The following is a 13,452-nucleotide window of genomic DNA, read 5'->3' on the forward strand; positions in this document are numbered from 1 at the left end:
AGCAAATATCAACCCAGAGCTAAAAGATATGATAGTAAATGAAATGCCAGAGCTAAGAGGTAAATTTACAAAAGATGATGCTTTGATGGAGATGGGGTAGAGAAATTTTCTAGAGACATCAAAAGTATAGTAGTAATATAAAAACAAAAAATCCCAAAAATCAATTAAAAGATAAAACACTATAAAAAGGGGCGATCAGGTGATAATATGTTCTAGGGGTAGAGCAATGGTAAATAAATTCTGAAGTATCGCAATGCTGTTTATTTATATTATAAAAATCTCGCATTGTACCCCAGTACAATAGACATATACTTCTAAAATTTATATAATTCATTTAAAATTTCAAATACTATAAACAATAAGGAGAACATGATGGCTAAAGAAGCCGGAGTAGTTAAAAAGCGTAAATGGAGGAATAGCAAGAGCACTTAATGACTTAACAGGAGAGGTAAGACAATTAAGTGTAGGAGATATTGTATACCAAGGTGAAAAGATAGTTACAGAGGGTTCTAACTCTAAAGTAACAATAACTCAAACTGATGGTAAAGATATAACTCTAATAGGTAAAGATACTATAACTCTAGATCAAGACTCTAACAATAACGAAACAGTAGCTGATATCTCAGCTTTACAACAAGCCATCTTAAAAGGAACAGATCTTAATGCTCTAGAAGAAACTGCTGCAGGTGGTCCACAAGCAGGTGGTAATGGTGGAGATGGCGTAAGCTTATCTTCTACTAGCTTTGCAGAAGGAGGCCACATTAGTAACATATACGCCAATTATGGTAATTTACCGGATAATGGAGGTAGTTATATAAGTGATTATTCTGCAATAAGTGGAGGTAGGTTAAATGCACAGGATGCAGCAGATATCATTATACCTCCTACTCCAACCGTAGAATTTACGAGAGACACAAATAATGACGGATTTTTAAATAAAAGCGAAAATGAAGCAAATGGTGATCCGAATACGACTCCTGTTAAAATTACCGTTCCTGCGGACGCAAATGTAGGAGATAAGCTAGAAATTACTATTACTAAACCAGATGGTACGACTGAGAATAAAACCGAAACCATTACTCCTGAAATAAAAAATAACGGTTATATAATACCTGACATTCCTGTTAAAGACGGAAAGCCTTCTACCGTAAGCGCCTATATAACCGATCAGGCTGGAAATAAGGGCGGCGAAGGCAGAGATACGATAACTACCGATACGATTGCTCCGACTACTCCAACCGTAGAATTTACGAGAGACACAAATAATGACGGATTTTTAAATAAAAGCGAAAATGAAGCAAATGGTGATCCGAATACGACTCCTGTTAAAATTACCGTTCCTGCGGACGCAAATGTAGGAGATAAGCTAGAAATTACTATTACTAAACCAGATGGTACGACTGAGAATAAAACCGAAACCATTACTCCTGAAATAAAAAATAACGGTTATATAATACCTGACATTCCTGTTAAAGACGGAAAGCCTTCTACCGTAAGCGCCTATATAACCGATCAGGCTGGAAATAAGGGCGGCGAAGGCAGAGATACGATAACTACCGATACGATTGCTCCGACTACTCCAACCGTAGAATTTACGAGAGACACAAATAATGACGGATTTTTAAATAAAAGCGAAAATGAAGCAAATGGTGATCGAATACGACTCCTGTTAAAATTACCGTTCCTGCGGACGCAAATGTAGGAGATAAGCTAGAAATTACTATTACTAAACCAGATGGTACGACTGAGAATAAAACCGAAACCATTACTCCTGAAATAAAAAATAACGGTTATATAATACCTGACATTCCTGTTAAAGACGGAAAGCCTTCTACCGTAAGCGCCTATATAACCGATCAGGCTGGAAATAAGGGCGGCGAAGGCAGAGATACGATAACTACCGATACGATTGCTCCGACTACTCCAACCGTAGAGATTACGAGAGACACAAATAATGACGGATTTTTTTAAATAAAAGCGAAAAATGAAGCAAATGGTGATCCGAATACGACTCCTGTTAAAATTACCGTTCCTGCGGACGCAAATGTAGGAGATAAGCTAGAAATTACTATTACTAAACCAGATGGTACGACTGAGAATAAAACCGAAACCATTACTCCTGAAATAAAAAATAACGGTTATATAATACCTGACATTCCTGTTAAAGACGGAAAGCCTTCTACCGTAAGCGCCTATATAACCGATCAGGCTGGAAATAAGGGCGGCGAAGGCAGAGATACGATAACTACCGATACGATTGCTCCGACTACTCCAACCGTAGAATTACGAGAGACACAAATAATGACGGATTTTTTTAAATAAAAAGCGAAAAATGAAGCAAATGGTGATCCGAATACGACTCCTGTTAAAATTACCGTTCCTGCGGACGCAAATGTAGGAGATAAGCTAGAAATTACTATTACTAAACCAGATGGTACGACTGAGAATAAAACCGAAACCATTACTCCTGAAATAAAAAATAACGGTTATATAATACCTGACATTCCTGTTAAAGACGGAAAGCCTTCTACCGTAAGCGCCTATATAACCGATCAGGCTGGAAATAAGGGCGGCGAAGGCAGAGATACGATAACTACCGATACGATTGCTCCGACTACTCCAACCGTAGAATTTACGAGAGACACAAATAATGACGGATTTTTAAATAAAAGCGAAAATGAAGCAAATGGTGATCCGAATACGACTCCTGTTAAAATTACCGTTCCTGCGGACGCAAATGTAGGAGATAAGCTAGAAATTACTATTACTAAACCAGATGGTACGACTGAGAATAAAACCGAAACCATTACTCCTGAAATAAAAAATAACGGTTATATAATACCTGACATTCCTGTTAAAGACGGAAAGCCTTCTACCGTAAGCGCCTATATAACCGATCAGGCTGGAAATAAGGGCGGCGAAGGCAGAGATACGATAACTACCGATACGATTGCTCCGACTACTCCAACCGTAGAATTTACGAGAGACACAAATAATGACGGATTTTTAAATAAAAGCGAAAATGAAGCAAATGGTGATCCGAATACGACTCCTGTTAAAATTACCGTTCCTGCGGACGCAAATGTAGGAGATAAGCTAGAAATTACTATTACTAAACCAGATGGTACGACTGAGAATAAAACCGAAACCATTACTCCTGAAATAAAAAATAACGGTTATATAATACCTGACATTCCTGTTAAAGACGGAAAGCCTTCTACCGTAAGCGCCTATATAACCGATCAGGCTGGAAATAAGGGCGGCGAAGGCAGAGATACGATAACTACCGATACGATTGCTCCGACTACTCCAACCGTAGAATTTACGAGAGACACAAATAATGACGGATTTTTAAATAAAAGCGAAAATGAAGCAAATGGTGATCCGAATACGACTCCTGTTAAAATTACCGTTCCTGCGGACGCAAATGTAGGAGATAAGCTAGAAATTACTATTACTAAACCAGATGGTACGACTGAGAATAAAACCGAAACCATTACTCCTGAAATAAAAAATAACGGTTATATGTTTTGCACTTCCCAGACTCCTTACTTACAAGCGTCAAACGACTAGAGAATGAAGAAGTTGTTATTTGTTGTTATATTTTCCTAACATTTATTTTTTAGTTGTAAAGCAGTGATCTTGATGCTCACAGTTTTACATTACCACTTTTATTATGGATTTTCAATGTCTGGAAACCACTATTACCTTTTCTTGCTTAGGGCGGCGAAGTGTACAACATTCTGTTGAAATTATTTTTTGAAATTCCTTTGAAAACTCCTTGGCATTTTCTCAACACGTCAAACATCAGAAACACGCAGTGTGCTTTCTGGGTACATTCCTTCTTCTTGTTTAATTTGCAGGATTTTGTAACAGCAATGAGCAGCACAGATCTGATTACATACACACTCCAACATTCCCTCTCTTGTTATTCACGATTATAGTTCCTATATTCATTATGTTCCCAATTGGCAACTTATTTACATTATTAACTTGTTGTTTTATTGTATTTTTGCTTAAAAACTTTCTTCCACGGTGTTAACTTACACCTTATTCCTTGCGATGTTATTTGAAGTACATTTATTTTGTCATTCAGAAAAACTTCACATTCTAAAAAACTCCTTATTTGATATATAAAAGTGCCTATTGTTGATTACCCAAGATAAACTTTTTTTTGAGCGCTCAGCTTTTTTGATTCTTTCTTCCAAAAACCATGTTTGGGTACATTTTTTGTATTTATATTAACATTATTCTGGACTTGTAAACATATTAAGTATTTTATTGTAATATACCACTGTTCCATTTATTTTAACACCAAACAGCTTCAAAACTCCTAAAAGAGTATTTATTTTGAATTTTACTGATCGCATTAAAAAAGAAAAATTAACATTAAGCATCCAAAATAGATTCATTTTATTTATTTGTTATGGACACATGAAGATGTCTTTGTAACATTCAAAAGCATCATCGCGGCGAAAAAAAATATCCCTCGGATGTCGATCTCTGAACCATACGCCGTATCTTATGAATTTTTGATCAAAATTATTGCCGTTGACGGGTATGATTATATCAGAAGAAAAGGCTTTTTTTTTGAATCTTCGTTCCACTACAAGTCTATGACGGTGACTGGCGGAATGCTAAATTTTTATGAAAACAGAAGCGGCGATAGTAATCTAAAAACTACTACGGCAAAGATTGAGCTTCCTTACGGCGTTAAAGCGGCTGACGATTATTTAAAATTTGATATTACAACAGACAGTACGTCTAATATAAAGCTTAAACTAAGTAATCTTTCGGATACGACCGAGACTACGATAGCTCCCGGTATAACAGCGACTATTTCGGCAGATAAACAAAGTATTACGCTAAAAGGCGTACCGGTATCTAGAGATTTTAAGACGACCATAGAAAATGCCGTAGTTTTAGAAAACAACGGCGTTACCAAAAAAAGCGACGAATCTAATAAAGACGAAGTTATAGTCGAAAAAGAGGGCATATACGTAGAATTTGCCGAAAAACAAAGCGTAAAAGTAGGTGGTGGCAACGACGCGCTATCAAGATCAGACAGCATGAAGGACGGCAAGGTAAATGAAATAGATGCAATCATCTCAATCCCTAAAAACGTAAGAGATGGCGATATATTAAGACTTGAAATAAAAGATCCTATCAAAGGGACGACAACGAGAGAATACACTATCCACACGGACGCAAAAGGATTTTTAAACTCTATAACGTCAAATAAACCAAGCGATTATCCTGACCTAGAAAGTAAATTTCCGTCTGCCGAACCGACTTCAAATCAAAAATACGAATATATACTCAAAGGCGTAGGGCTAGAAGCCGGCAAAAAAACTACCGTAGAGGCTACCTTAGACTACCGAAAAGGAACGGATGACGATACGGTAACGACGGACGTAAGCAAAAAAGCGACTACCCAGATAGAGAACATCAAGGCCCCAGAAGTAATATTTGAAGACGCAAAAGGCGGTACAAGCGTAAGTAGAACCGATGCTAGAAAAGGCGCAAATGGTGACTACCTAACCGACGTTACTATAAAAATTCCATCAAATGCTGTTAATGGTGATAAAGTAAAAGTAACCATCAAAGATCCTAACGGAAATGAAACTGAAAAAACTTACATTATTTATAAACTTGACGAGAACGGAAAAGATGCTAGTAAAAGTTCAAAGATTAGCAAAATAACGGAGTACAACAATAGCAGCAACGTAATAGAACTTTCTTCGGATAAAAAAGGTTTCGTTATAAAAGACGTAGTGATGAAAACCGGCAAGCAAACCGAAGTAACGGCTCAAGTGCTCTCGGATGCTACTCATAATAACGTAGCCGTCGATGAAAGCCCAGTAGCTAAAGCCTCTATAACCGTTTCTAATCTAAATAGAGTTTCGATAGCGTTTGATAAAGATGAGAATGAAAATTCGCTACTCTCAAGACCTGAAAGCGCAAGCGGAGATAATCTAGCGATCTATAAAACTACCGCTAAAATAACGCTTCCGAATAATATCTTGGAAAAAGACAAGGTAAGTATTGATATAGATGGAACCCAAAAGGATTATATCGTTGAAAAAGAGAACGGCAATCTGTTTCTTTCTAATGGAAGCGAAAAATTAGAAATAAAAGACGGTGCGGTAACTATAAAAGATATAGAACTAAAAACGAGCGGCGATACGAAGATTTCGGTTAGCGTTACCGATAAAAACGGAGCGGTCGCAGAGGCTAAAAATAATATATCTATGGACACCTTAAATAACGATATGTTAATTAAGTTCGACGAAGACAAAAATAACGACGGAGTTATAGCCACTACGGCAAATGAAACGACGGCAAGTATTAAGCTTCCGTCAAATACTGTTAACGGTGATATATTAAAACTTAAGATAGATAATCTTGAGAAATCTTACCTTATCGAGAAGAATGCGAACGGAAAATTTGAAATTACCGAAATAGATTCCGCTAAAAACAAAATAGGCAGGCCGATAGAAACCGACGATAATAAAATAGTTAAAGTTTCCGTTCCTATTAATGATGCAAGACCTACGAAAGTTAGCGCCGAGGTAGTCGATTACGAAGGTAAAGGCGTAGCTGTGAATTCAACAAACGATATTAAAAAAGCTTCCGGCGGCGGCAATTCGTTAATGGTAACTTATGAGGAGGATACTAATAGAGACGCTAAATTAAGTAGAGCCGAAGCTAATCAAGACGGAACAGCAAGCAAGACGAATGCTGTTATAACGCTACCTGTTGGCAAAATAGTAACCGGTGATAAACTAACGGTAGATATAAAAAATGAGCCAAGCGAGCCAAGCGGCAATAGAAAGCTAGAGTACATTCTTACTAAAAATAATGACGGCTCCATAAGTGCTGTGGATAAAAACGATAATCCAGTAAATATCGAAGAAGGGCTTATCAAAGTTCCGGTAAACGTTCAAGTTGGTACACAAACGACTACGAAAGTAACGCTAGAAGATAGCGCCGGGGTTAATAAGGGCACAACCGGAGAAAAGCCTATCGAGCTAGAGAGAGGACTAAATGATAAGCCTATTAAGGTAACGTTCGACGAAGATAATCTAAATAGGGATGGCACAATAGACCGCGTAGAAGCCGACGAAGATGGCAATATTTATACTACTACGGCAACTGTGACTATACCTTACAACGCATCTATCGGAGATAAATTAAAAGTAGAGATTAGCACAGAATCTACGCCTAGAGAATACGAGCTAAAAAGCGTAGACGGTAAAATAAAGGCAGTTTCGTCAAGTGGCGAAATACTAGACGTGATAGATAACGCGATAAAAATTCCTAACGTTAAGCTTGCATATACTGCGCCAACTTCGGGAGATCCGGCTCCAGCATTGGTTCCGACTACGGTAAAAGCTACGTTAACCGACGCATACGGCGAAGATAAAACGATAGACAATAAGAATATAAATTTAAATATGGGCTTTAGCGGAAAACTCGAAGCGGTATTCACCGAGGACTTAAGTCGCAATAAAGTTCTAAGCAGAGACGAAGCGGCGATAGACGGCAATGCCGGTAAAACTACTCTTGGTCTAAAGCTTCCAAGCAACGTTATGGCCGGAGATAAGATTAGCGTTACTATAAAAACCGACGGTCAAGTCACCAGAACCGAAAATTTTACGCTTGAAAAAGAAAACGGTGAACTTGTTGCTAAAAGTACTAATGGCAACAAGATATCTCTTGAAGGAGGAGCGTTAAATCTAAAAGATATAGATGTGAGTGTAGGCCATAAGTATAGCGCAGAAGCTGAATTAACTAACAGTAAAGGCGAATACAAGCAAACGTCTACTAACGAGGTCGAGCTAGAAAAAATGCAATATATAAGCTCTTATAGCGAAAGCGAAGATGCGAGCAACAAGGGCTTGCATAACGTAACGCTATATTTACCGGAAGACGCTAGAGAGGGAGATAAAATTTCTCTTACTTATACAGATCCGAACGATCATAGCAAAACTGTTACGAAAGAGCTAGAAGGACTAACTAAAGCCGATATAGATAACGGTCACATTTCGACTCAAATAAACGTAAATCCGGAAAAAGCCTATGACGTAAAAGTGGTGGCTCAAACGGCTGATTCAAGTGGTTCAAATCACAGCGTAGCATCTTCGTTTACTATAAAAGTAGAGCAAGATATCAGTAATGATACGGTAGAATTTAACGCAAATAACAATAGAATGTACGGCGGCAACGGTACGGATACTTTAGTATTTAAAGAAAGCGTAGATCTAAATAATGTAGCGAATCTGGGCGATAAAGTTTATAAATTTGAACAAATTAAACTTGGAGATGATGGGGCGAACGGCGCAGTTAATCTAACGATTAGTCCGAAAAACGTTTTAGATATAACTGACAATAAAGACGTTAGATTAAAAATTTTGGGCGACGATCACGATAGAGTTAATTTAGATAACCATGAATGGAAAAGAACAGCGGATACCAATAGCGGCAATAGGACCTACGAAAGTATGTATGAAATCAATGGGCATACCGTTAAAATAGAGGTAGACCAAAAAATTCATACCGACTTCTAAGAAAGCTTTGCGACGAGCTTAAAACTCGTCGCAATTTTTATCTTCATATATTGATCTTTTTTTATATTATTTCTAATATAAATTATAGTATTTAAGACGTTTTTGCTAGACGGCTTAGTCTAAAAACCAAATACATAGACTACAAAGTACCTACAGTTTTTTTGGTTCCGATAAAGTCGATAAAAAAATGGATAGTTAAATTTAGTGTAGTTGGTTGATTTTATTACACTAATAGGTTTATCTTGCTGGTAGCCTACATCTCACCTTTTATTAGTAATTCAAAGAACCATTATAAAAACGATCTATTTGCTCTTTAAAAAAATTCTCAGTGCTATATCTTTAAATATTCTTAAGTTTTTTTATTGGATCCTTAGTTATAATTTAAATGTTTTATTACCAAAAAAATCATATTTAATGGATAAAGTTCGTCTAAATTTTTTTATATTTTTTTCTTTTGCTCTACTAAATAAAAAAATTTTTGCCCGTCTGGCTAAGACCTTACAGCAAGCTCAGCCCGAGCTTGCTAAGTAAGTTTATTTATCAACATATAAAAAATGTTGATGCTTAATAGGGGTGAATCTAGATAATTAAAGTGTATGGTGGCATAATTTTTACGTAATGTTACATAAGGTAAAAACCACGTAAAACACGTATAGTGAAGTACAGTAAGGTAAAGCACGTATACCAAAAGTAAAAACTACGTAAAATAGGCATACCTAAGTATAGTAACGTAAATTACGTATAGCAAAGTAAGTATACGTATTTTACGTATAGTGAAGTCACGTGAAGTATAGTTAAGTGAAGTTAGGTTAAGTATAGTAGGGTATAGTGAAGTAAAACAAGTATACCTAGGTAAAAACCACGTAAAAACACGTATAGTGAAGTAAAGTTACGTAATAAAATGTATTATGAGATATATTAGTAACTTACCATTTCGACTTTTGCTTTTAATACAATAGCATTTATATTTGTAGCATATGTTCCAAGTAAAATTTCTATACTGCTTCTCATGTCCTACTATTTGAGCTATGATATTTGGCTCTACTTCTTGTTGGACAAGCGTATCTATAAAATAGTGCCTAAACGAGTAAAAAAAGTCTTTTGTTTGTCGCTACTTATTAGCTTTCGTTGTATTTGTGATCTCAAAGAAATTTCTGAAAAGTCTTTGTTACTTACTTTGAAGATTCTTTTTATTCGCACTAGCTTTTTTTGTTTTACAAACTCCATTAGTCCAAACTCTATTAGCTTGCTATGCACTGGCACGAGCCTTATGGGAATTTATATTTTTTTAGTACTCTTGCCATCATCTCTATTTATACTAAAGCAAAAGCACATTATTGTGTTGCACAATGTCACGTGCTCTTAGCTGAACTATCTCATTTATCATCATGCCACTATATGCTGCTATCATAGTTATATAGTATAGATCATTTGCGTTTATCCGCTTGCTTGGCGACTTGTTTATATCTTTAAAATTTTGGACTATTTTTAAAGATAGCATTAGCCTCTTCCTTGCTATAAGGTAGCACCTTGTGCTCCATCGGATTTATCTCTACTTTTACGTTTAGGTCATTTACAATGCTCTTACTTATGTAGTCGCTGTTATAGCAATACTTAAAGAACTGAATAACCCTTATCATATACTTTTTGTATAGTTACTTGTGATAGCTTAGGATCGTTTTTTTGCCTATGTGTATGATTTGCTCTAGGCTTTTGTCTTTATATTTGGCTTTTTGATTTAGCTTGGTTGGTATGAGAGCTAAAGTATTTCTAGATCTAAGTAAATCATCTCGTGATATGGCTGTGATCTCTTTGTTTGGGTTAAAAAATTTTAAATAGTATGTTTCCTACTATATTTACCAAATCCATAGTGCTATTTGACCACTTTTGGCTAATGTTAGTATTTGCTATAAAATTTTCAAATGCTGTTTTTAGTGTAATGGTCTCTTTGCTCTCTGCATTTCTTTGGCTGGCGGAGCATGGTACTATCTCATATTCTTGTCTTATTTCATCATTTAAAATACCTACACTAAAGCTTTTATCACCTACTTTTATGCGTTTACCTATGATATGACTATCACTAGTTAGTATCTGCTCTACACTCCGCTCATCGTCTTTAGTTTTTATTAGCTTAACAGGAGTGTTAAGTCCATATTGTTGCTTAGCGGTTGTCATTATGGCATGTGAGAAATTTTTAGTTAGATTTTTAATGCCTTCTTTATTAAGAGGCAGTCCATGTGTCTCATTAAGGGTTTCAATATTGTCCTGAAAGCTATCTATATCGTTTGATTCAAAGCTATGGTTTTCATCTTGTTTGTTTAAAAATTTAAGCTTTTTAGAAACAAGGTTTGTGCTTTTATCAAGCTTTGATATAAGATAGTTTAGTGATAATATATGTTTCTGAAGCAAGGTTTGAGCTATGCTGGCCTTATCATCTTGATCTATGGCTTCATCAAGTTATTAGATAAAATTTTGGCTTTATTTATTAAAGCCTCATTGCTTTGCTTGAGCAATTCAGGAAAGCTATCATTTTTTAATGCTTCTTTGAAGTGCCGATTTAGTGCATCTGTAAAGTCAATATCTATCTTTTTATCAAAAAGTGAATGCTCTTTTATGCTCTTATCGATCTTTGCTTGCATAAAACTATCAACTAGTGAATCTGTAATTCCTTGATTTAGCTTCATATCTACTGCCTTTGTTATGAGATAAATATATCTATTATAGATTCTAGCAGATTTTCTAGCTTTTAATATGGAACAAGTCCCCAAGGAGAAACACAACTCTCTTGAACAATTAAAAACTTTTCTTGCTTTTGGGGTGATGACACTTCGGTAGTAATAAATTCCATTGCGGTTTTTTAGGTGTACCATGGATTTGTAGTGGAACAAAAGTGGGACACTTGACTAGTGCTTATTGGGAAAAGTTGTTTGCAATGGCGATGTAGCAGGGCTTTAAGCGATATTTAAAAATTTATCTCATAAGCCGGAGGTCGGGAGTTCAAGTCTCCCCCGTGACACCAGAACATACTATTTTAGGCACTAGCAGTGATGCTTTTATTCTTTCCCTTTCTTTAAAATTTCCTTTAAGAGTGGAACACTTAGTTACTAAAGTGGGACAGTTTCTTAAAAATTCCAATGATTATAAAGTCATCACCCTTGTAATGCCATAAAAATAAATTTGTTTTAAATTCTTGCTTCTAGCTTTTATTTATGTCACCTTTAAAATACATTAAACATCCAATCACCGCTAATCGTTACAAATTTTAATGCTAAAGATGATGATTTGTACAGTAGATCCTTTGTAAAAATTTACTTAAAGATTATCAAGAAAGCTTTGAGAAAGACTATGCAAAGTAGTCTTGCATGCAAAAACGAAAGAGTTGCTATGACACTAATAATGCTTGCCGTTATGAAGAATTTAGGATGTCTACCAAATAATGTAAAGGCTATACATACATACGAAAGAGGATATAATAGCCAGAAAACACAAGATCATAGAGATATAAACAAAAATAGAGATGATGATACTAAGTATGCATCAAATTTCTCAAATTTTGCGACTAGATATTTCTCTCACTCTCTATGGCTAAACGATAAGAACTTCTCTAAAACGCCTCTAAGCACGGCCGTAACGCCAAATATGATAAATAACAATAAAGAATTTGCAAATCTAGATAGGAATTTGGGAGCGAATAGACCATTGCATAACGACGAAAAACAATGGATTGATAAAAATGTGGATAATTTTAAAGAATTTTATAAAGATCAAACAGGAATTTCATTAAATAATTTACAAGCAAAGAAACTATTGGATCACTCGGCAAAATTCTATAGTGGACGCCGATGAAAATATCGGCTTAATTGGTAAAATATTTGGTAAAACGCAATTTGACAAAAACGATGAATTATTGGCAAGTAAATTTATCAATGAAAATTCGCAAGGGCTTAAATTTGAAAACTATTATGGCGGCGATGAATTACTGCATTTCCAAGACTATTTCACGGCTACAAATAATCAATTTTATAAAGGTAAAGACTTTAATCAAAATACTCCCGGGGCTTTAATCGATATGTCGGGTATGTTTTTGGGCGCAGGCGGTGGTAGCTTTATTGCAAATGCAGGAACAAAAGGATTGTCAAGACTTATACTAAATCAAGAAGCTAAAACTTCGGTTAAAGCCGGTTTGGCCGGTGCTACGATAGATACTAGTTTGCAAGTAGGAACTCAAATTTATGATCAAGCTATAAACAATAATGGGTATGTAGATTTTAGAGATATTCATTTAAATTATCCTAGTGTTGTTTTTAGTGCAGTCGCAGGAGCAGCGATCGTGCCTAGCATGATAAATTCTGCAAAAAGAAGTAAAGCATTCAATTGGTGCAATATCAAAACAATGGAGAGATTTCTTAAATACAGAATCAATAAATAGGGAAGATAAATTATTAAATAATATGATAGAAAAATGGTGGAAATATTTTTTTAGACATACAATTTTTTTCAAGGAGTAAATTATGAACTTCGCAACACAATAAAAAGACAATACTATCGGCGGTAGTGGTAATGAATGATTTTTTTAATGTTCTCTGGCGAGAATTTCAATATAAAATCGTAGATTTAATCCTATATTTAGCCAATCATCACCCATTAGTTGCTTGGATTATCTTATATTTTTGGGTTTGCTTGTACTATATTTTTTTGTTTTAAGTTTATTCGCCATTGTTATATAATCTATAATAAATCTAAAAAAATATAAAAAAATTTTAAAAAAATAGGTATATTATTTTTATTCCTATTGTTATTTTTACTTTCTCATTAAATTCATAATTTACAAATCAAATGGATATTTAGTTTATTTTTTTGCATCTTTTTCATGGATTTCTAC

At 35.3% G+C, this 13,452-nt stretch carries 8 protein-coding genes; 4 read left to right on the forward strand and 4 right to left on the reverse strand.

Annotation, left to right across the window (positions count from 1 at the left end; genetic code table 11):
• The first annotated feature begins 415 nt into the window (after positions 1-415).
• Together CVT15_RS10250 and CVT15_RS00275 are read left to right on the forward strand one after the other, a co-directional pair.
• A complete protein-coding gene (locus CVT15_RS10250; RefSeq protein ID WP_196373542.1) occupies positions 416-1,702 on the forward strand; it encodes a retention module-containing protein in 1,287 nt (428 codons plus the stop codon).
• Between the two features lie 2,791 nt (positions 1,703-4,493).
• The gene (locus CVT15_RS00275) at positions 4,494-8,570 is read left to right on the forward strand and encodes a hypothetical protein (protein WP_196373531.1); all 4,077 of its coding nucleotides are present in this window, start codon (positions 4,494-4,496) and stop codon (positions 8,568-8,570) included.
• 1,318 nt (positions 8,571-9,888) lie between these two features.
• Here CVT15_RS00275 and CVT15_RS09810 read toward each other — a convergent pair.
• The 4 genes from CVT15_RS09810 to CVT15_RS09825 form a co-directional block, all read right to left on the reverse strand.
• A complete protein-coding gene (locus tag CVT15_RS09810; protein ID WP_230853943.1) occupies positions 9,889-10,071 on the reverse strand; it encodes a hypothetical protein in 183 nt (60 codons plus the stop codon).
• Positions 10,040-10,210, reverse strand: a complete 171-nt coding sequence (locus CVT15_RS09815) for a hypothetical protein (protein ID WP_230853944.1) — start codon at positions 10,208-10,210, stop codon at positions 10,040-10,042. The genes CVT15_RS09810 and CVT15_RS09815 overlap by 32 nt, the downstream gene beginning before the upstream one ends.
• A 181-nt stretch (positions 10,211-10,391) precedes the next feature.
• A complete protein-coding gene (locus tag CVT15_RS09820; RefSeq protein ID WP_230853945.1) occupies positions 10,392-10,979 on the reverse strand; it encodes a hypothetical protein in 588 nt (195 codons plus the stop codon).
• Positions 10,980-11,011: 32 nt separating this feature from the next.
• Positions 11,012-11,254 carry a hypothetical protein gene (locus CVT15_RS09825; protein WP_107898323.1) on the reverse strand — a complete coding sequence of 81 codons (243 nt, stop codon included), beginning with the start codon at positions 11,252-11,254 and terminating at the stop codon, positions 11,012-11,014.
• Between the two features lie 661 nt (positions 11,255-11,915).
• Here CVT15_RS09825 and CVT15_RS00285 point away from each other — a divergent pair.
• Together CVT15_RS00285 and CVT15_RS00290 are read left to right on the forward strand one after the other, a co-directional pair.
• The gene (locus CVT15_RS00285; RefSeq protein WP_141089738.1) at positions 11,916-12,416 is read left to right on the forward strand and encodes a hypothetical protein; all 501 of its coding nucleotides are present in this window, start codon (positions 11,916-11,918) and stop codon (positions 12,414-12,416) included.
• Positions 12,403-12,999, forward strand: a complete 597-nt coding sequence (locus tag CVT15_RS00290) for a hypothetical protein (protein WP_196373532.1) — start codon at positions 12,403-12,405, stop codon at positions 12,997-12,999. Before CVT15_RS00285 ends, CVT15_RS00290 begins: the two co-directional genes overlap by 14 nt.
• Positions 13,000-13,452 lie beyond the last annotated feature (453 nt).

Origin of the sequence: Campylobacter concisus, assembly GCF_003048595.2 — a bacterium.
In the GTDB taxonomy this organism is placed as follows: Bacteria; Campylobacterota; Campylobacteria; order Campylobacterales; family Campylobacteraceae; genus Campylobacter_A; species Campylobacter_A concisus_L.

Excerpts from the sequence above, each read along its gene's own strand:
- CVT15_RS00275 (WP_196373531.1), top strand. The coding sequence starts at position 4,494 with ATGTCGATCTCTGAACCATACGCCGTATCTTATGAATTTTTGATCAAA.
- CVT15_RS00285 (WP_141089738.1), top strand. The coding sequence starts at position 11,916 with ATGCAAAGTAGTCTTGCATGCAAAAACGAAAGAGTTGCTATGACACTA.
- CVT15_RS09825 (WP_107898323.1), bottom strand. The coding sequence starts at position 11,254 with ATGAAGCTAAATCAAGGAATTACAGATTCACTAGTTGATAGTTTTATG.
- CVT15_RS09810 (WP_230853943.1), bottom strand. The coding sequence starts at position 10,071 with ATGCTATCTTTAAAAATAGTCCAAAATTTTAAAGATATAAACAAGTCG.
- CVT15_RS09815 (WP_230853944.1), bottom strand. The coding sequence starts at position 10,210 with ATGATAAGGGTTATTCAGTTCTTTAAGTATTGCTATAACAGCGACTAC.